The organism is Geomicrobium sp. JCM 19037 (genome assembly GCF_000698105.1).
Lineage (GTDB): Bacteria > Bacillota > Bacilli > Bacillales > Marinococcaceae > Geomicrobium_A.
Map to the genome: position 1 here is coordinate 46292 of NZ_BAWZ01000012.1, position 21032 is coordinate 67323.

Annotated in this window: 13 protein-coding genes and 5 pseudogenes; 9 read left to right on the forward strand and 9 right to left on the reverse strand. The window is 45.2% G+C overall.

Annotation, left to right across the window (positions count from 1 at the left end):
• Positions 1-474: 474 nt before the first annotated feature.
• Positions 475-1344: a Gfo/Idh/MocA family protein gene (locus JCM19037_RS08830; protein ID WP_081829169.1), complete on the reverse strand. Its 870-nt coding sequence runs from the start codon at positions 1342-1344 to the stop codon at positions 475-477.
• 209 nt (positions 1345-1553) lie between these two features.
• On the opposite strand from JCM19037_RS08830, the pseudogene JCM19037_RS08835 reads away from it, so the two are divergent.
• Positions 1554-3043 (forward strand): annotated as a pseudogene (locus tag JCM19037_RS08835) (carboxypeptidase M32).
• Positions 3044-3086: 43 nt separating this feature from the next.
• Here JCM19037_RS08835 and JCM19037_RS08840 read toward each other — a convergent pair.
• The 8 genes and pseudogenes from JCM19037_RS08840 to JCM19037_RS08870 form a co-directional block, all read right to left on the reverse strand.
• Positions 3087-3625 (reverse strand): annotated as a pseudogene (locus tag JCM19037_RS08840) (glycerol-3-phosphate responsive antiterminator).
• Positions 3625-5248: pseudogene (locus JCM19037_RS08845) on the reverse strand (glycerol-3-phosphate dehydrogenase/oxidase). The pseudogenes JCM19037_RS08840 and JCM19037_RS08845 overlap by 1 nt, the downstream one beginning before the upstream one ends.
• 184 nt (positions 5249-5432) lie before the next feature.
• Positions 5433-6928: pseudogene (gene glpK / locus JCM19037_RS08850) on the reverse strand (glycerol kinase GlpK).
• Between the two features lie 27 nt (positions 6929-6955).
• Entirely contained in the window at positions 6956-7660 is a 705-nt protein-coding gene (locus JCM19037_RS08855) for an MIP/aquaporin family protein (protein ID WP_042400068.1), read from the reverse strand.
• 292 nt (positions 7661-7952) lie between these two features.
• Complete coding sequence (locus JCM19037_RS27075; protein ID WP_238544626.1) at positions 7953-8372, reverse strand: hypothetical protein; 420 nt, start codon at positions 8370-8372, stop codon at positions 7953-7955.
• Positions 8369-9142 (reverse strand): MFS transporter, encoded by a 774-nt coding sequence (locus JCM19037_RS08860; RefSeq protein ID WP_238544627.1) that lies wholly within the window; start codon positions 9140-9142, stop codon positions 8369-8371. The genes JCM19037_RS27075 and JCM19037_RS08860 overlap by 4 nt, the downstream gene beginning before the upstream one ends.
• 1074 nt (positions 9143-10216) lie before the next feature.
• The gene (locus tag JCM19037_RS08865; RefSeq protein WP_042400071.1) at positions 10217-10768 is read right to left on the reverse strand and encodes an NADPH-dependent FMN reductase; all 552 of its coding nucleotides are present in this window, start codon (positions 10766-10768) and stop codon (positions 10217-10219) included.
• A gap of 114 nt (positions 10769-10882) precedes the next feature.
• Positions 10883-11242: a cupin domain-containing protein gene (locus tag JCM19037_RS08870; RefSeq protein ID WP_042400074.1), complete on the reverse strand. Its 360-nt coding sequence runs from the start codon at positions 11240-11242 to the stop codon at positions 10883-10885.
• Positions 11243-11528: 286 nt separating this feature from the next.
• On the opposite strand from JCM19037_RS08870, the gene JCM19037_RS08875 reads away from it, so the two are divergent.
• From JCM19037_RS08875 to gatB, 8 genes and pseudogenes are all read left to right on the forward strand, one after another.
• On the forward strand, positions 11529-12230 hold the full coding sequence (locus tag JCM19037_RS08875; protein ID WP_042400077.1) for a heptaprenylglyceryl phosphate synthase: 702 nt from the start codon (positions 11529-11531) through the stop codon (positions 12228-12230).
• 13 nt (positions 12231-12243) lie between these two features.
• Positions 12244-14443 (forward strand): annotated as a pseudogene (gene pcrA, locus JCM19037_RS08880) (DNA helicase PcrA).
• 14 nt (positions 14444-14457) lie between these two features.
• A complete protein-coding gene (gene ligA / locus JCM19037_RS08885; RefSeq protein ID WP_042400080.1) occupies positions 14458-16470 on the forward strand; it encodes an NAD-dependent DNA ligase LigA in 2013 nt (670 codons plus the stop codon).
• Positions 16471-16505: 35 nt separating this feature from the next.
• Positions 16506-17249: a CamS family sex pheromone protein gene (locus JCM19037_RS28390; protein WP_052363720.1), complete on the forward strand. Its 744-nt coding sequence runs from the start codon at positions 16506-16508 to the stop codon at positions 17247-17249.
• Positions 17165-17704, forward strand: coding sequence for a CamS family sex pheromone protein (locus tag JCM19037_RS28395; RefSeq protein ID WP_255357879.1), 540 nt, complete (start codon positions 17165-17167; stop codon positions 17702-17704). The genes JCM19037_RS28390 and JCM19037_RS28395 overlap by 85 nt, the downstream gene beginning before the upstream one ends.
• A gap of 119 nt (positions 17705-17823) precedes the next feature.
• Positions 17824-18114: an Asp-tRNA(Asn)/Glu-tRNA(Gln) amidotransferase subunit GatC gene (gatC, locus tag JCM19037_RS08895; protein WP_042400082.1), complete on the forward strand. Its 291-nt coding sequence runs from the start codon at positions 17824-17826 to the stop codon at positions 18112-18114.
• Positions 18115-18128: 14 nt separating this feature from the next.
• Positions 18129-19571, forward strand: coding sequence for an Asp-tRNA(Asn)/Glu-tRNA(Gln) amidotransferase subunit GatA (gene gatA, locus JCM19037_RS08900; RefSeq protein ID WP_042400084.1), 1443 nt, complete (start codon positions 18129-18131; stop codon positions 19569-19571).
• Between the two features lie 13 nt (positions 19572-19584).
• On the forward strand, positions 19585-21018 hold the full coding sequence (gatB, locus tag JCM19037_RS08905; RefSeq protein WP_042400087.1) for an Asp-tRNA(Asn)/Glu-tRNA(Gln) amidotransferase subunit GatB: 1434 nt from the start codon (positions 19585-19587) through the stop codon (positions 21016-21018).
• Positions 21019-21032 lie beyond the last annotated feature (14 nt).

The window sequence follows — 21032 nt, forward strand, 5'->3', positions numbered from 1 at the left end:
TACCAGTATGTGGGTTGAGAGTGCCTGTCCGGACAGAGATTTGCAGTATCTGGGTATGTGTGTCCGTATAGAGTGCCTGTCCGGACAGAGATTTGCAGTATTTGGATTTATGTGTCCGTATAGAGTGCCTGTCCGGACAGAGTGTTCCAGTATCTGGTTTATACGTCCTATAAATTTGCCACTAGGGAAGTGGTGCGTACTCTTTAATAAAAATCCCGACCTCCCATTTTCTCTTTTTAGACAGCTAACACCTACGAGACGTCGGCACCGAAGGTGCGACGGGTAGCTCATTTTTGCCATTTTTATGGTTAAAAACCCACTCCAGCATAGGAATGCGCCGGATACGACGTTAACTTTCCCAAACTGATAAATCCAGAATTCACACAATCCTTGCTTCTTCTGTATTCACGGTGAAGGAGACACAGCGAAGTTTACACGGCAAAAAAACAATTAAGACCGTGATGCTGAACGGTCTTAATTGTTTTTTATTTCATTACTAATTTTGTTTGAAAGTTTGAGTGCTTCAATACCATGTTGAGCGGTCACAGTTGGTGTTCGTTTGTTTACGACGTTTGTAATAAAATCCGATAGTTCAAGGGTTAATGGTTGCAAAAACGATGGAATATAAATGTTTTCAGAAATTGTTTTCGGATAGGTTGCCCCTCCAGGTTCAGCTGTTTTTGTAATTGTAATCGTATTTTGAAGTAAGTCTGCAAAAATATGATTATTATCCGTTAGTATTTGCATCGTGCGCACTTTTTTTGTTGAGCGAAAGCTTGCCGTCAACTCAATGATTGTTCCTTGTTTTGACTTCGCTAGCACTGACGCATGAGAAGGGTTCGTTTCAGCAATTCCAAAGGAATGCAAATGGTCAAAAGACTCGCCAGTAAGTTCGTGAATCAAGTATAAGTCATGAATCATAAGGTCATGCACAACATCCACATTTCTTGTGTTTTCTGCAAATGGCGCCATTCGGTGCGTTTCAATTGATAGGAGTTGTTCTTTCAATAAGATGGTTTTTAACGTTTGGATGAGGGGATTGAACAGTTCAATATGTCCGACTTGCAATGTAACATCCGCTTTCATCGCTGCTTTCTGGAGTTCTTTTGCCTCATCTTCAGTTGAAGCAATCGGTTTCTCCATCAACATATGAATTCCGTACTCAATGCATGTCATTCCGACTTCAAAATGATACGGGGTCGGCACCGTAATGCTAACCGCATCAACCGACTCAAGGAGCGTTTCGAGAGATGGAAATGACGTAATCATGTACTGTTCAGCCGCGCGGTCACGCTTTGACTGATCCACATCATATACGCCGATTAGTTCGCAATGGCGAGGCATGGAGCATACGTGCGCAAATGGTTTTCGCCCATATTGCCAGCACCAATAACACCTATTTTCATATTGTATCCTCGCTTTCTACAATCGTTTCTCGGTATAGTATGCAAACCATACTAGAATGAATGGACAAACATAATGTACCGGAAAAAAATGAGACAATTGTTTCAAACAATAGTAGAATAGCAGTATTCCATAAAGAGGTGATATCAATGTCGAAAGAGCAAGCATTTCTTGATTATATGAAAAAGCTAAACCATTATGGGCAAGCCACCGCTTTGTTGCAATGGGATTCAAGAACAGGGTTGCCGAAAAAAGGCCAAGGTGAACGTGCGGAAGTACTTGGTACACTATCAGGTGAAATGCACAAGATGATTACGTCAGAAGAAGTGACGAGTTTACTCGAAGCGGTTGAGAATGATGAGCAGGTTACAGCGATTACGAAGAAATCTGCTGAGCAACTTAGACGTGACCACGATGCTTATAAAAAGATTCCAGCTGATGAATTCAAGGCGTATGTGATGTTACGGTCGGAGTCGGAAGCTTTTTGGGAAGAAGCAAAAGAGACCAATAATTTCGAGGGGTTCAAGCCGTATCTTGAGAAAATTGTTGCATTTAAGAAAAAAATGATTGAATACTTAGGATATGAAGGGCATCCGTACAATCGTTTGCTCGATGATTTTGAGCCAGGAATGACCGTTGAGAAGTTAGACCCTCTGTTTGAAGAGCTAAAACAAGGTTAATCCCTCTCATTCAGCACGTGAATATTGCAAAAAACAAACCGAATACTGACGTGTTGTTTCATCATTTTCCTAAAGATAAGCAGAGGGAATTAAGCTTGGCGTTTTTGGATACGATCGGTTATGACTTTCATGCAGGACGCTTGGATGAAACGGTTCATCCGTTTGCGACGGGAATTAATCGTGGGGACGTACGTGTGACGACGAAGTACGATGAACATGATTTTCGTGTCGCACTTCTAGGCACGATTCACGAAGGTGGCCATGCGCTGTACGAGCAGAACATTAGCGAAACGTTAGCGGGAACGTTTGCAGGGTCAGCCAGTTCCTTTGGCATTCATGAGTCACAATCATTATTCATGGAGAAGTTTGTCGGGCAAAATGAGCGCTTTTGGCGATCCAACTATCCTGTGCTGCAACGTTATGCAGGAGGTACATTTGACGATGTGTCGTTTGATGAGTTTTTCTTTGCGCTTAACGAGTCAAAACCGTCGTTCATCCGAATCGAAGCCGATGAGTTAACGTATTGTTTGCATATCATTGTTCGTTATGAACTGGAGAAAGCATTGTTCTCTGAAGAACTTGAAGTCAAAGATCTGCCGAAAGCCTGGAATGAGAAGATGAAAGACTACTTCGGGATTGTTCCAGCTACTGATGCTGAAGGGGTATTGCAAGACGTTCATTGGCCATCAGGGATGTTTGGTTATTTCCCATCGTATGCGCTAGGATACGTATACGCGGCTCAGCTTCATGAGCGTTTGCTCGTTGACATACCTGACTTTGAAGAGCGTTTGGAAACGGGTGAGTTAGAGGAAATACGAGCATGGATGACGGAACACGTTCACAAACACGGTGCCATGAAAAAACCTGATGAAATCATTAGGGATACGACCGGGTCTGGAGTAGATGCCAAGCCATTGCTTGCCTACTTGAAGAACAAATACGAAACATTGTACGCGTAAAAAAAACGCCAGTTTTGCCATTCCCGGCAAAGCTGGCGTTTTATTACCATAAATTTTTTCTTGATGTGGTGACAGCTTTCGCTCCGGCACGGATGGCAGCTGCGACATCTTCGTGTGTACTAATGAGTCCTCCAGCGATCACATCGATGCCCGTGTCAGTTCGCACTTTTTGAATGTATTCGGGCAAGATTCCAGGCAGAACTTCTAACACATCAGGCTCAACGGTGCGTGTCGTTTGATAACTCGTATGCAAGGCGAGTGTGTCTAATAAAAACACACGTTGTATGGCTAACAGCCATTTTTCTTGGCTGTTTTGAGCATGTTTGCCCGAGTCGAAATAACGCCAGCTGGGCGGATGACTTGGCAAATATATTCAGCAGCATATCGATCCGTTTTTAACCCTTGCACGAGATCGGCATGCAAAAGCATCTTTTTATTTGCTTTCAATGAGAACTCTTTCATCGTTGTGAGCATTGATAAATGTACATCCAACACAACGAAATAGTCTTCTTCTTTATTCATCACCGATTCGAAGTCTTTCATCGAGTTGACAGCTGGGAGAATCTCTTGCCCGTTAAACATTACCCGATGCTCCTTAAGGTGAGAAGGTCATACTGTTTTTTGAGGTCATCCACATAATCTTTTTTCTTTTCATCCGTCCAGTTCAAATGATCTGCCATCGTTTGAACAACCCCATCCATAACGTGTTCTGCACGGTGAATATCAAAGAGCAGATAAGAAGTTCGGCGTAACAAAAAGTCAACCGGAGTGACCGTCATTTCATGTTCTAGGCTGTATAGAAGCATTCCGTGCACCTCTTTAGGGAGGTGATCAGTCGGCGACGCGTTTCTGATATAGTTTAGCACTTCGGGTGCATTTGAGCCGTAACGGGTGACGAGCTCCTGTCCAAATGCTTCGCTCAATCCGAGCGCTTTTACATCGTTGGTTATTTTCTCTTTAAATGCAGGGAAGCCTTTTGAACCTCCTACATTTCCTCCAGAGAGAACGAGCTCTTTCGTTTGGCAACCCGGAAATGTCTTGCCTGTTTCTTGAGCAATTTCGTCAGCTGCAAGTGTCACGATCGTGTCAGCCATTTTCCGATAGCCGGTGAGCTTGCCTCCAGCAATCGTCATTAGGCCACTTTCGGAATGGAAAATCTCATCTTTTCTTGAGATTTCGGACGGGTCTTTCCCGTCTTCATGGATGAGCGGTCTTACTCCTGACCAGCTCGATTCAATATCTGATTTAGTCAAGTGAAACCCAGGGAACATCGCATTTGCTGCATCAACGATATACGTCATATCTCAGCGGTGACACCAGGCTCTGTTTGATCTCCATCGTAGTCTGTATCGGTCGTACCGACATATACTTTCTCATCTCTTGGGATCGCAAACATCATCCGACCATCGGCAAAGGGGGTATCAAAGTAGATGGCTTGTTGCAAAGGCAAACGGTCTTTTGAGAAGACGAGGTGAACCCCTTTCGTCAAATGGATCGATTTGCCTTCTCGCGATCGGTCTTGTTCACGCAACGTATCGACCCACGGTCCGGTTGCATTAATGATCTTTTTCGCATAGATTTTGACACTGCTGCCATTTGTAACGTCTGTTGCGTGGACGCCAATGACTTTTTTGTCTGATAAATAAAGGACTCTGCCTTCACATAATTTAAGAGGTGCGCGCCACGCTCGGCTGCACTTTTTGCGACTTCCATTGTGAGTCTCGCGTCGTCTGTTCGGTATTCAACGTACATACCGGCCCCTTTTAGGTCTTCTGATTTAAGAATGCCTTCTTGCTTGAGTGCGTTCTTAGCACTCATCATCGTACGCCGTTCCGCTTTTTTAACACCTGCGAGCCGATCGTAAACGGACAACCCAACCGATGATGACAACGAATTAAACGTCCCACCTTTATAAAAGGGAAGCATCATACGGACTGGTTCTGTCACGTGAGGAGCATTTTCGTAAACGATGGCACGTTCTTTACCCACTTCTGCCACGAGCTTAATTTCGAACTGTTTGAGATACCTCAGCCCACCGTGAATGAGTTTGGTCGAGCGGCTTGACGTTCCTGCCGCGAAATCTTGCATTTCAATGAGTCCAGTATCCAGTCCTCTTGTTTGTGCATCTAGCGCAATCCCAGTTCCTGTGATCCCGCCGCCTAATACGAGCACATCAAGTTCTTTTGTTTGTAGTTCTTGAAGCATGTGCGTTCTATTTCGTGATGAGAAATCCAACGGATGCCCTCCTAGTCAAGACAATAAAAGGGGACTACAACGAAATCAAGCAGACTGTGTCCACTTAAAATGCTGTAATCCCCTCATCGTCTCAAAGATATATTCATTAACTTGTTATATTTATTGTACGTGATGAAGGATCATTCGTAAAGCGTTACGGCTTGAAAGTCATGGTGGCGTTGACTGCTTTCTTCCAGCCAGAGTAGAGATCGTCTCGTTCCTTACCATCCATATTCGGGGAGAAGGAGCGGTCCATGTTCCATTTCTTGGCAATGTCTTCTTTGCTTTCCCATACGCCGACGGCAAGACCAGCTAAGTATGCTGCGCCTAGCGCTGTCGTTTCCGTAACAGAAGGAATTTCAACCGGTGCGTCCAGCAAATCGCTTTGGAATTGCATTAAGAAATCGTTCGCAACGGCACCCCCGTCAGCGCGAAGTTTCTTCGATTCAATGCCAGAATCGCTCTCCATCGCACTCATCACATCTTTCGTTTGATATGCGAGTGACTCGAGCGTCGCCCTTACAATATGTGAACGCTCCGTCCCTCTAGTGAGACCAAACATTGCGCCCCGTGCCTCGCTGTCCCAATACGGGGTTCCGAGTCCGACAAAAGCCGGAACGAGATACACGCCGTCTGAAGAAGTGATCCGGGTCGCAAGCGTTTCACTTTGGGGGCATCTTCAATAATTTGAATACCATCGCGCAACCATTGGATCGCAGAACCTGCAACAAATATGCTGCCTTCCAACGCGTATTCAACTTTGCCGTCAATTCCCCAAGCGAGTGTCGTAAGCAGCCCATTTTTAGATTCAACAGCGGTTTCTCCTGTATTCATTAAGATAAAGCAACCGGTACCGTACGTATTTTTCACCATGCCTTCTTCGAAGCAAGCTTGACCGAATAAGGCGGCATGTTGGTCACCAGCAACTCCGGCAATTGGCACATTTTCTCCAAAGAAATGATAATCTACCGTCTCTGCGTAGATTTCTGATGAAGACTTCACTTCCGGTAGCATATTCTTTGGCACGTTCAGGTGTTCGAGCAACTCATCATCCCAATGAAGATCATGAATATTGTACATGAGTGTCCGGGCAGCATTGGTGTAGTCTGTAACATGGGCTTTTCCACCACTAAGTTTCCAAATGAGCCACGAGTCGATTGTCCCGAATAGCAAATCTCCTCGTTCTGCTTTCTCGCGAGCACCGTCGACATTGTCCAAAATCCATTTTACTTTTGTACCTGAGAAATAGGGGTCGAGTAATAATCCTGTTTTCTTTCTAAATGTGTCATTTAATCCTGCTTCTCGCATCTCTGCACAAATAGAAGCGGTTTGCCGAGACTGCCAAACGAGAGCGTGATAGATCGGTTTGCCTGTATGTTTATCCCAGACAACTGTTGTTTCTCGCTGATTCGTAATGCCAATGCCAGCGACTTCTTGTGGGGTGATATCCGATTCCGAAAAAACTTCAGCAATGACAGCTAATACTGACGTCCAGATTTCGTTTGCATTGTGTTCTACCCAACCTGGATGAGGGAAATATTGTTTGAACTCTCGTTGTGCGGTTTGGACCATTTCCCCTTGGTCATCAAAAAGTATTGCTCTTGAACTCGTTGTACCTTGATCAATGGCAAGAATATGTTTTTTCGTCAAAGTGTTCTCCTCCTTGAATCATCAAATTTAGAAAATGAGTACGAATAAAAATGCACCAACAATACCGCCAGCAATCGGTCCGAGAATGGGTACCCAAGCATACGCCCAATCTGACGGTCCTTTTTTATCAATTGGAAGAATCGCATGTGCTAACCGAGGGCCGAGGTCACGTGCAGGGTTGATCGCATAGCCGGTCGTACCGCCAAGAGACAAACCGATTGCAGCGATGAGTACACCGACCGCAATGGGGTTTAAACCTTCTGTAAATGTATTTGCCCCAATTGCAAGTAAACCAAACACAAGTACTGCAGTTCCGATGAATTCGCTTCCAACATTGGACGGCAAGTGGCGAATTGCAGGCCCTGTCGCAAAGACGCCAAGCTTCGTACCTGGGTCTGGGGTTGCTTTCCAATGCGGATAGTAATGGAAAAATACGATGACTGCTCCAACAAACGCTCCGGCAACTTGCCCGATAATATAGCCAGGAACTTGCGACCACGGGAAGTCACCAATCGCAGCAAAAGCTAAGGTTACAGCGGGGTTAATGTGACCATCGCTCACAGTTCCTGAGACGTACACACCGAGCGTAACCGCAAACCCCCAGCCTAAAGCGATAGCAATCCAACCTGCACCTTCCGCTTTTGAGCCACGCAAATTGACAGCAGCAACGACACCAGCACCAAAAATAATCAAGATCATCGTGCCTATAAATTCTGCAATGATTTCTAACATCTTTCATCCTCCTTAAGCGAATAATAAAAAAGAGCAGCTCTTTTCACGTCATCCTGGGACTCCGTCAAAAAAGCTGCTCTCATGAGCTCATCAGCTTGTTTACATTAACTTGACCCCATTGTACACGGCGAACGTATACTTGTAAACGCATTCGTAGTACTTAATATTAAAATATTAAGAAATTATGGGACTTCGTGAACGAGCTGTTCAATCCATACTTATTCACGATCAGGCGTGCCTAGAACACGATTTCTGCAATGTCACCGAGGGCAACGGAGTAAAAAATGCTTACTCAGTTGCCGATTTGTCCTTTCCCTGCTCGTAAGCTGACGAATACGATGAGTATGGACAAGGTAGCGAGAATGAGAAGGGGTGCTTGCCAACTGCCAGAGAAGTCGTACGTGACGCCGAATACCATCGGTCCGAATGCGGCGAGCAAATAACCGAACGCTTGTGCCATACCTGAAAGCTTAGACGCTCCGATACTCGTAGAGGTTCTTAACGCAAACAGCATCATACTGAGGCCAAACCCGCTTCCACAAGCAATGCCCATTAAGATGACCCATACAGGAAGAGCAACTCCTGTGTACAAACCTACGTTAGCTAGTAAAAAACATACCCCGATGCCGATGCCAATGATTCGTTGGTCTTTCATTCGACCAGCGAGAACAGGAATAATAAATGTCATTGGAACGATGGCTCCCTGCATCATCGCAAGCATCCACCTGCAGACGTTGGCGTGTAACCGTGTGTAGCAAGGAGTTGAGGCAACCATGTCATCATTGTGTAATAGTGCAACGATTGAATCCCCATAAAAATCGTTACGCTCCAAGCGAGACGAGACCGCCATAATGAGGTTTGAGCCGACGGCAAAACCGATCGGTTTTCGCCTTTATTCTTGGAAAGCTGAACTCCCCAAACGACGAGAGCGAAGAAAACAACAGAACCCCAAATGGCTAGAGACCCATTCCAATTCAGTCCAGCGCGAGCGATCGGCTCACTCACTCCAGAGCCGATTGCAGCTACAATATTCATGGAAATTCCGTAAAGTCCAGTCACAAGGCCGATATGTAGCGGGAAGTTCTTTTTGACAATTCCAGGTAGCAACACGTTACCAACAGCAATGCCGGCACCGATAAACACCGTGCCAATAAACAGTGCAGGTACATACATGAAGTAACGAACACCGATACCGATCGCAATAAATATAAGTGCAGCAAACACAAGGCGCTCTGTCCCGACACGCTCAGCAATACGTGGAGCAAAAGGGGACAATAACGCAAACGCGAGTAATGGAATTGTAGTTATGCTTCCAGCAACAGCGTTAGATAGCTCCAAGCCTTCTTGAATGAACGGCAAAAGCGGGCCGACTGAAGTCATAGGAGTCCGCAATGTTGACGCTATGAGAAGAATGCCAAGTAAAAGCACAAACCGTTCTGATTGATAGGGAGTGGGTTGATGTAGCGAGCGTTCTGTGTTCATGTCAGTCTCCTCCTTCATACGGTTATTGTAAACGATTACTAATTGTCTGAACATCTATACTTTACGCATAACACAACAAGTAGTAGCCGATGTGCTAGGTGCTATTTTGCGCGCAGTTTGTTCCAACTTGAGCGCAGATACAATGCCTATAAGCGAGCACCCTGTCGGCCCCAGCAGGCCGAAGCCAAATCGGACTCGGTTCGGCGCGGGGGTGTACACATGACCCGGTGATCTGTTACCGAGTTTGCTCATTCTGTTCCCTAGTTTAGGAGAATTTACCGCTTTTCCTGCGATTTCCCCCAACTTGAGAACAGTTCGGTCGCAACTCGAGCACAGTTTCCACTTTACGAAGTTTCCCATTGGTTTTTGAAGACATTCTTTCGTTCAACTTCTATAGATATGCTGAGTTTTTGATCCTCCTGAATGGGGTTGTGTACTTAATAACCACTAATGCAGAGCGTTGTACTCCGAAAGATAACGGCCACTTCGTTAGTGAGACATCCCCGCCGTTCCGCCCAAAAAAGCTGAGGTTCAAATGCCTCAAATATCAACTTTTGAGGCATTTGATTGAGCTAAATCTGTTTCTCTTAGCTTAGATTGTCACACAAACTTCTCGAGCGGTCACAAATAGAGATTTATGAGATGTTTATTCTCTTAAAATGCCTCTTTTGAGAAGGGAATTGTCACTTAAAAGAGCGAGTCTTTTTCATCGGTGGGAAAAGCCAAGCGTTTACCCGCATAAACCTGAAGGGCTGGCAACCATCGGCACCTCAGGTACCAAAACAAAACCGATCAGAGCTCGGCGTGATTCATGTCGATAACAAGCTGCGTTTTTCGTCGTAGAGCCACCTGTACCCAAGTGGGCTCCAGCTGTGATCAAGTTAGCCAACAAACCCTACATCGTGGGGACGTTAGTGCCAACTGATGTTGCTATGGCAGACCTGACTGTCGATAAAAGGTCATTCGTCATTTAATTACATTAGTGAAGATAATAAAGAGGAAAAACGCACACCAGGGTATTAAAACAAAAGAAGGGAAGGGGCTGTACATACAGCCCCTTCCCCTCTTCTAAAATTATTGCTCCGTGTTTAATCCTTTGATCCAGTTCGTTACGTTACTTACAACCGTATCGAGATACTGAACGGTCCCTTCATCTATAAGTTGTCCGATTTCATCTAATTTCGTGTGTACCGCACCGATATAAACTTCATTTCCAGGTAGTACAGGTGAGGCAAGGCCAGGGGCAAAAAGAATGTCACGCAAGTGGGCTTGAGCTTTTACTGATCCTAAGGTCCCCATAGAAGCTCCGATGATCCATGAAGGTTTCCCGATCATGACTTTGTCAACTCGGGACAGCCAGTCAATGGCATTTTTTAGAGCGGCAGGAATCGTCGCGTTGTGTTCAGGTGTTACCCAAAGAACGGCATCCGCTGACTTCACTTCTGCTTTGAAGTTGACGACCGCGTCCGTCGGTGTGTTTTCTGTATCTTGATTGTACAAAGGAAGGTCGGCGATGTTTAGGATATTCATATCCATTTTATCTGTATAGCGTTCCTTCATATATTTTGACACATGCATGTTGTAGGAGTCTTTTCTTGTACTACCTACGATGACTGCAATTTTCATGATTAATATCCTCCAATAACCTATCGTAAATTCAATCGTGTATTTTACACCGATATGAATGAAAAATCCAGTTGTCTGTTTGACTGAACGAAAAAGACTCCTTACAAAAGGAGTCTAGGTTGAATAATAGAGGAGGGGGATCGTATTGTGCAGATCAATCCCTTCAATAGATAGAACGACCATTCCATCATTTGTGCCTGAGGCGTGTTTTTCACCTTCAGCAAAAAAGGCTGCTTGACCAGCTCGAATTTCCGTTGGTGTGGCGTCTGAACCGCTAACCCAACCACTTCCTTGAACGACGAGAAACAGTTGATCGGGATTGGCTTCGTGTTCTGGAATGGTTTGATTGGCCTCTAATGTGAGCATGGCCATGCGAATATGCGCAGCATTACGGATGATTGGTGTTAAAATAAATGAAGAATCGTCCATTGTCATTTCTTTTCCGACAGAGGAGTCGCACGTTACAATTTGCATGTGATGAACTAAAGCTCCTTTCTATAGAAAGGGATGGGTTGGCTCCGTTATAATCATTCGACAAAACCCGCACCAATCCTGCAACAATATTGGTGGGAGGATTACCAGAAGTTTTTTCTTCATAATTATTAAGAATGTAGTGGAATTCTGCTATAATGAAAGGCTGAGGAATGTAATAAATGAACAACATAAGGATAGATAACACGGTTACTCACGTGATGAGAGTTCGAGAGAATCGATATCGACACAGGGCGGGGTAGCAAAGCTCGAAGCGGAGGCTTTCGTAATGATTCAACAAGAGATAAAAACGTGGCGTCATGTGTTTAAAGTAGACCCGGCGCGCTCATTTTCAGAAGAATGGCTTGCAGATATATGTGAGTCAGGGACAGATGCAATAATTGTCGGTGGCAGCGATGGGATCACCATCGATAATGTGACAGAATGTTTAGCAGCAATTCGAAGGTATTCAGTCCCTTGTGTTCTTGAAGTAACGGAATTAGAAGCTTTAACTCCGGGGTTTGATGCTTACCTCATCCCTGTAGTATTAAATTCTCACAATCCTGCTTTTATTAGTGGCCTTCACCAACAAGCATTAAAAGCTCATGGTCCGCTACTCGATATGGCAGATGTGATTGGAGAAGGGTATTGCATCTTAAATCGAGATTCAAGTGCAGCAAAGCGAACGAACTCAGATACGGCGCTTGACATCGACGACATTGAAGCCTTTGCCCGTTTTTCAGATACTGTGCTTCGAATGCCGATCTTTTATTTAGAATACAGTGGAACCTATGGCAGTGAGCACGTCGTCAAAAAAGTGAGTGAGACTTTGAACCAGGCACAACTTTTTTATGGCGGTGGCATTAAAAATGCAGAGCAGGCGCGAAAGATGGCAAGCTTTGCGGACACGATTGTCATTGGAAATGCCATTTACGAAGACAAAGAAGAAGCGTTAAAAACGGTCCAAGCTGTCCGTGAACTGAAAGCATAAGGGGGAAGATGCGATGTATGACGATCGCGTAAAACAGTTACTCACTGGATTAAATAAAGAACAGTCAGAAGCTGTAACAACGACCGAAGGCCCACTGCTCATTATGGCAGGAGCAGGCAGTGGAAAAACCCGAGTGCTTACGCATCGGATTGCCTATTTAATTCGTGAAAAAGGAATGGCTCCTTGGAATATTCTTGCGATTACGTTTACGAATAAAGCAGCAAGAGAAATGCAAGAGAGGGTTGGCAAATTAGTGAGTGGTGTGGCAGATGATATTTGGATGTCAACGTTTCACTCATTATGCGTACGAATTCTTAGAAGAGATGTCGACCGCATCGGGATAAACCGGAACTTCTCTATTTTAGATAGTACGGATCAGCAGTCTGTCATCAAGCAGATTTTAAAGGATCAGAACCTTGATTCCAAAAAATTCCCACCCCGCACGTTGCTCGGCATGATTAGCGGCGCAAAAAATGAATTGATTACTGCAAAGCAGTATGCGAAAAAAGCAGAAGGACACTTGAGGAAGTGGCTCGAGATGTGTACTTAGAGTACAGCAAGCGACTGAGAATTAACCATTCGCTTGATTTTGACGATCTGATTATGATGACGATCCGACTGTTTAATGAAGTGCCAGAAGTGCTTGGCTATTATCAACGAAAGTTTCAATACATTCATGTCGATGAGTATCAAGATACAAACCGCGCACAATACGAACTAGTGAGGCTGCTTGCTGAGCGTTACAGAAACCTTTGTGTTGTTGGGGACTCTGATCAGTCGATTTACAAATGGCGGGGTGCAGATATTAAAAACATCCTTTCATTCGAGCAAGATTACAGTGATGCACGTGTAATTTTGTTAGAGCAGAACTATCGCTCATCGAAAACCATTTTAACGGCTGCTAACGAAGTGATCCGAAACAACGGAGGCCGCCGCGCAAAAAACTTATGGACAGAAAATGATGACGGCATGAAGATCCAGTTGCAAGAAGCGATGGATGAACGGGAAGAAGCTTTTAATGTTGTTGATCGAATCAAGGAAGCCGTTCGGGATAAAGACCGTTCATATCAAGACTTTGCGATCTTGTATCGGACGAATGCGCAATCGCGTGTAATTGAGGAGATGTTCGTAAAGTCGAATATTACGTACCAAATGATCGGCGGCACAAAATTCTATGACCGAAAAGAAATTAAAGATGTTCTCGCTTATTTACGTGTAATTGCGAACCCAAATGACGATATTAGTCTCATGAGAATCATTAATGTACCGAAACGAGGCATCGGCGCAACAACCGTTGATCGTGTCGCTTCTTATGCAGTGAATCAAGAGATGAGCATGCATACGGCACTTATGGAAGCTGAACATATCGGACTATCCGCTGCTGTGACAAAAAAACTACGAAGCTTTGCGGAAATGTTAGATGGATGGATTAAGCAACAAGACTATCTTTCCGTCGTTGAGCTCGTCGAACAAGTACTTGAGAAATCGGAGTACCGTGAAGCATTAAAAACGGAGAATACGTTGGAGTCACAAAGTCGTTTAGAGAACATTGATGAATTTCTCACCGTTTCTCAAGAGTTTGAGAAAGCGAATGATGATAAATCGTTAATCGCATTTCTTACTGATCTGGCACTTGTAGCTGACATTGATCGTCTTGATGAGCCGGAAGTAGGGGACCGTGGAGCGGTGACGATGATGACTCTTCATGCTGCGAAAGGTCTTGAGTTCCCGGTCGTGTTTCTCATTGGGATGGAAGAGGGCATTTTCCCGCACAGCCGGTCGCTGTTTGAGGAAGAAGAAATGGAAGAAGAACGACGGTTGGCGTATGTGGGAATGACGAGGCAGAAGAGGAATTGTATTTGTCTAGAGCGTCCACGCGCACGTTGTATGGGCGTACGCAAATGAACCCAAGCTCTCGGTTTATTAATGAAGTGCCAACGGAGTTGTTTGAAGAACAGCCAGAAAAAGTGGAGCAACCGCGTAGTAGGACGAATGCTCACCAACAGAGACGAACACGTCTAAAATCTACAACACAAACCGGTGGTGACGCGCTAGCGTGGGCGGTCGGAGATAAGGCCCAACATCGCAAGTGGGGGCAAGGGACGGTTGTATCTGTGAAAGGTGAAGGGGAAAATCAAGAACTTGACATCGCTTTTCCTAATGAAGGAATTAAACGGCTTGTCGCTAAATTTGCGCCCATTACTAAATCGTAGAAAGGAAGACGTGCATGGCTTCTCATAATGAAGACCCGAAGCAAAAGATTGAAGCGTTGCGCGATCAATTGCACGACTATAATTATAAGTATCACGTATTAGACGATCCACAAATTCCTGATGCTGACTATGATGCACTTCTACAAGAGCTGCTTTCATTGGAACAAGAATATCCTGCCTATCAGTCCGAAGACTCACCAACGATGCGTATTGGTGGTGAGCCTCTCGCTGGATTCACGAAAGTTCGCCACGAAGTGCCGATGCTCAGCTTAGGGAACGCCTTTAACGAACAGGACTTAAGAGATTGGGACCGCCGCGTTAAACAAGGGTCAGGAAATGAACAGCCCCGGTATGTATGTGAGCTGAAAATTGATGGGCTTGCGGTCTCCCTCACGTATGAGGACGGGAAGTTCGTTAGAGGAGCCACTCGTGGAGATGGCACAACAGGGGAAGACATTACGACGAACTTGAAGACGGTCGGCTCGATTCCCCTTCGTTTAAAAGAAACGGCGAACCTTGAAGTGCGCGGGGAAGTGTATATGCCTCATCGGTCCTTTCAAGCGCTGAACAAAGCAAAAGAAGAGAACGATGAAGCGCTGTTTGCCAACCCGAGAAATGCAGCAGCAGGTTCACTGAGGCAGTTGGACCCGAAAGTGGCGGCGAGACGTAACTTGGACATCTTTTTATATTCCATTGCGAACGATCGTGGCAAAGGGTTAACCGGTCATTCAGAAGCTCTTTCGTATATGGAATCACTCGGGCTAAAAGTGAACAGGGAAACAGCAACGTATGCAACCATTGATGAAGTGATTGACTACGTAAACCGATGGTCAGAAAAACGAAAGTCGCTCCCCTATGAAACGGATGGGATTGTCATTAAAGTCGATTCACTAACGGAGCAGCAAACGCTCGGGTTTACAGCAAAAAGCCCACGTTGGGCGATTGCGTTTAAATTCCCAGCTGAAGAGAAAATGACGACGTTAACCGGGATCGAACTTTCCATTGGGAGAACAGGGGCAGTCACTCCAACCGCACATTTGGAGCCTGTCGTCGTTGCGGGGACGACCGTCCGTCGTGCGTCGTTGCACAATGAAGACTTAATTCGTGAGAAGGATATACGTATTGGGGATCGAGTTGTCATTAAAAAGGCAGGAGACATCATTCCAGAAGTTGTCCGGGTGTTAGAGGATGAACGTGACGGATCAGAAACCGAATTTACCATGCCGACGCACTGCCCAGAATGTGAGAGTGAACTCGTTCATCTTGAAGAAGAGGTTGCACTTCGTTGCATTAACCCAAAGTGTCCGGCCCAAGTTCGAGAAGGATTGATTCATTTCGTATCACGAACGGCAATGAATATTGACGGTCTAGGTGAAAAAGTGATTACGCAATTGTTTCGTCATTCGCTCATCCAAGACGTCGCCGATTTGTATGCACTCACGTACGAACAGCTTATTGAGCTGGAGCGGATGGGGGACAAATCAGCGAACAACCTTCTTAAAGCGATAGAAGCGTCTAAGCAAAACTCGATGGAGAAGCTTCTTTTTGGTCTTGGCATACGCTTTATCGGTGCAAAAGCTGCCGAGACATTGGCAAGACATTTTTCATCTATGGAAACGTTGAAAGAAGCTGATGTTGAAACGCTCGCAAACGTCCCAGAGATTGGAGAAAAGATGGCCGATGCGGTTGTTCAATATTTTGACCAACCTGAAGCCCTCGATCTGCTCGAAAAGTTAAAAGCTGCGGGCGTGAATGTTCAGTTCACTGGTGCGACCACGGACGTGGAGAACGGTCGATTTGCTGATCAGACGATCGTACTAACCGGAAAGTTAGAACGATGGACAAGAGACGAGTTGAAACAATTAATTGAAACCAATGGTGGAAAAGTAACGTCTAGTGTAAGTAAGAAGACGGATTTGTTAATTGCAGGGGAAGACGCTGGATCAAAGCTTGATAAAGCTCAAGACTTAGGGGTTACCGTCTGGAACGAGGAAGAAACAGCTGAATTTCTTTCTCAAGATGACTAGGTCAATGAAATGAATACGGAGAGGAGCTGCTAGGTATGAGAAACGCGCTCATCATCCCACTTTTTGCGATGATGCTCATGTTCTTAGCAGGATGTATGGCTTTTCTAGAACCAGAGGAAGAGGCAGACACAGAAGCGGAAGAGGCGGAAAACTCGGCGGAAGTGAGCGGGGAAATCCCAAGCTTATCGAACTATTATCGAACGGTCTTTCGCGACGGATCTTATGAGCCGGGGCATGCAAGAGGATTTGGGACAGCGATGGTTCATAATCGCCACGACCTTGAACGATTAGAAGTTGGCTTAAGTGAGATTGCTTCGGAAACATTTTCACCTGAAGAATATTTTATTCAAGAAGGTCAATTTATTCAGCGGAACGTGCTAAACAGCTGGTTGCGTCGCCTTGACGAAACCGAAGACGAAGACGGCAATATGGAAAACCCTAACGGTTTAAACCCACCTCTTGGTGAAGGGGAAACACTCGTTGAGCGAGAGCGTAATGCACCGAGAGTGTTATCTCACTTAACCGAACATAATTTTATGAGAGAAACGAGTGAAGGTGACCTTGCTGTAGCAGGGGTAGCGGTTGCCATCTCGTTAAACTCGGTGTATACATTTACCGTTGAAGATGATGAAGCCTACACGGTCCATTTGATGAAGAGTTATCAGAGGAAGAGCTGGATGCGGCAAGAGACCGGATATCTGAAGAAGTCGTTGAACGGCTACGTGAATCTCACGACGGAACCGATGGCGTCAACTTGGATGAAGTGCCTATTGTTGTAGCCGTGTATCATGAAGCTGTTCGCGAATCAACAACGCCAGGGGAATTTGTCAGCTATGCGGTTGCCGATCCGGGCAGTAGCCTTGGAGGCTGGACCGAGCTGGATGAGACGCATCACTTCTTCCCATCTAATGCGGCGTCTGATGCAGTTACGGGTGACGCAGACCGATTTAACGAATTTCATATGGAGTTAAACAGCTACTTCGATGATCATATTGGCGCTACCGCCATCGGATATTATCAAAACAGTGAGTTGAGAGAACTAACCATTACGGTTCCGATTCGTTTCCAAAGTAAGATGGAAACGATTGCTGTTACTCAACAAGTGGCAAGCTTAATTGATGAGCGCTTCTCATCCAATGTTGATATTGTCGCAAAGGTAAGAAGCAACGATCAGCAAGAAGCATTAATTAGGCGCCCAGCAGGCGAAGAAGTTGATGTGTATATTTACGATTAACTGAAAGGGTTAAGCAATTGCTTGCTCTAGTATGTGTTTGGTATACTTTAAGAATGTTTAGCGAAAACTTGGCGCTTTGCCAAGTTTTTCTAATGATAAGCCAACGCGGGGGTGAAGAGATGTCTAAGATCTCAAAAGAACAAGTTCAGCATGTTGCTGATCTTGCCAGACTTACGTTTAACGAAGATGAAATTGAAGATTTCACAAAACAAATGAGTAAGATCATTGAGTACGCTGAAGTGCTGAATGAATTAGATACGGAGAATGTAGAACCGACGACACATGTAATGGATGTGAGAAACGTTTTGCGAGCAGATGAAGTGAAACCTTCATTAGATCGTGAAGATGCACTAAAGAATGCGCCAAAACAAAAAGACGGGCAATTTGAAGTGCCGTCTGTCCTCGAATAAGGAGTGAACAAGCGATGAGTTTCTTTGATGAAACATTGTCTTCATTACATACGAAGATAAAAAATAAAGAAGTAACGGTTACAGAGCTCACAAAGGCTTCTTTTGACCAGATTAAAGCAACTGATGATAAAATCCATGCATTTCTTACGCTAGATGAAGAGCGTGCGATGGCAAAAGCAGCTGAATTGGACAAGCAAGACGCCAATCACCTGTTGTATGGTATTCCTGCCGGGATTAAGGACAATATTGTTACGAAAGGGTTGCGGACAACGTGTGCGAGCCAGTTGCTTGATAACTTTGAGCCCGTCCATGATGCGACGGTCATGAACCGTTTAAACGATGCGAATATCGTTTCTGTCGGCAAGCTGAACATGGATGAGTTTGCTATGGGTTCATCTAATGAGAATTCTGGATACGTGACAGCGCGGAACCCTTGGAACACCGATCATGTTCCTGGAGGGTCAAGCGGGGGATCAGCAGCTGCGGTAGCCGCAGGACAAGTTCCGTTTGCTCTTGGATCAGATACAGGTGGTTCCATTCGCCAACCGGCCTCTTTTTGTGGTGTCGTGGGCCTTAAGCCGACGTACGGCCGTGTTTCACGTTTTGGCCTCGTTGCGTTTGCCTCTTCCCTAGATCAAATTGGTCCGATTACAAGAACCGTTGAAGACAATGCTTATGTGCTTCAACAAATTGCCGGTCATGACCCCCTCGACTCGACATCTGCACACATGGATGTGGCAGACTATACTAAAGGAATTGACGGCGGCGTTGAAGGCTTGAGAATAGCTGTACCGAAAGAATACCTCGGTGAAGGTGTCGATGAAGGCGTTAAAGCGCGCATCCAAGAAGCGTTACAAAAACTTGAAGAGCTTGGAGCTTCTTGGGAAGAAGTGTCATTGCCAAACTCCAAATACGCTGTCGCCGCTTATTATTTGCTCGCTTCATCAGAAGCTTCCGCAAACCTTGCCCGCTTTGATGGCGTTCGTTACGGTGTTCGAAAAGAAGGCACAGATCTTCTCGATTTGTACAAGAAATCAAGAAGCGAAGGCTTCGGTGATGAAGTGAAGCGCCGCATTATGCTCGGAACATTTGCCCTTAGCTCTGGTTATTATGATGCGTACTATAAGAAAGCACAAAAGGTCCGCACACTCATTCGGGAAGACTATGAGCAAATCCTCCACAGTTATGATGTAATTTTAGGACCAACCGTGCCAACAACCGCGTTTAAGGTCGGAGAGAATACCGATGATCCGTTAACGATGTATTTAAAGGACTTGCTGACCATCCCTGTAAACCTTGCAGGTAACCCAGCCATTTCAGTTCCTTGCGGCTTCTCCGATGGCTTACCGGTTGGCTTACAGCTTATCGCTAAACCGTTCGAAGAGCGCACGTTGTACAAAGTGGCCTATGCGTATGAACAAGCCACACAATTTACGAAAGAAAAGCCGCAGCTATAGGGAGGGAATCGATATGAAATTCGACACGATTATTGGACTCGAAGTCCATTCAGAATTAAAAACTGATACGAAAATCTTTTGTAGCTGTTCTACAGCGTTTGGTGCACCGGCGAACACGCAAACGTGTCCGATTTGTCTCGGTCATCCTGGTGTGCTACCGGTACTCAATCAACGAGCGGTTGATTTTGCCGTTCAAGCCTCCGTCGCCCTAAACTGTGACATTGCCGAAGAGACGAAATTCGACCGGAAGAATTACTTTTATCCAGACAACCCAAAAGCCTACCAAATTTCACAGTTTGATAAGCCGATTGGTGAAAATGGCTGGATTGAAATTGAAGTGGATGGTTACAAGAAGAGAATCGGTATTACACGCATACATTTAGAGGAAGATGCGGGGAAGTTGACGCATGATGATTATGATGATGCCTCACTCGTTGATTTCAACCGTGTCGGCACGCCGCTTATTGAAATTGTTTCAGAGCCAGACATTCGCACGCCAAATGAAGCGTACGCGTATTTAGAAAAACTTAAAGCGATACTCCAATACACAGAGGTATCGGATTGTAAGATGGAAGAAGGGTCCCTACGTTGTGATGCGAACATTTCTTTACGACCAGCAGGACAAGTCGAGTTTGGAACAAAAGCAGAACTTAAAAACTTAAACTCGTTCACAAACGTACAAAAAGGCTTGGCGTTCGAGGAAAAGCGTCAAGCACAAGAATTGCTTTCTGGCGGGGAGATTTTGCAAGAGACGCGTCGTTGGAATGAAGATCGCAAAGAAACGGTGCTTATGAGAATTAAAGAAGGGTCTGACGATTATCGTTACTTCCCTGAACCGGATCTTGTGCGTCTGTTTATTGATGAAGAGTGGATCGACCGTGTCAAACAAGACATTCCTGAGCTTCCTGATTCACGTAAAGAGCGGTACATGAACGATTGGAATGTTCCTGCATACGATGCCGACGTATTAACGCAATCGAAGGCGATGGCGAATTTCTTTGAAGCAGCGGTTGCTGAAGGTGCAGATGCAAAGCAAGCGGCAAACTGGCTGATGGGTGAAGTGAACGCTTATTTGAACGCAGAAGGTGTTGAACTGAATGACATTCAAATGACACCTGCGGGGCTTTCAGGCATGATTCAGTTAATTGAAGATGGTACGATTTCAGGAAAAATTGCAAAGAAAGTCTTCACGGAGCTGATGAAGAACGGCGGCGATGCGAAGAAAATTGTCGAAGATAAAGGGCTTGTACAAATTTCGGATGAAGGCGAGCTCAAAAAGATTGTTGAGCAGATTCTAGATAACAATGAACAATCCATTGAAGACTTCAAAAATGGTAAGGATAAAGCTTTCGGTTTCTTAGTCGGTCAAGCGATGAAAGAAACGAAAGGGAAAGCCAACCCACAAGTGATAAATAAGCTCATTAAAGAAGGCATCGAAGCTCGATAACGAATATGAAAACC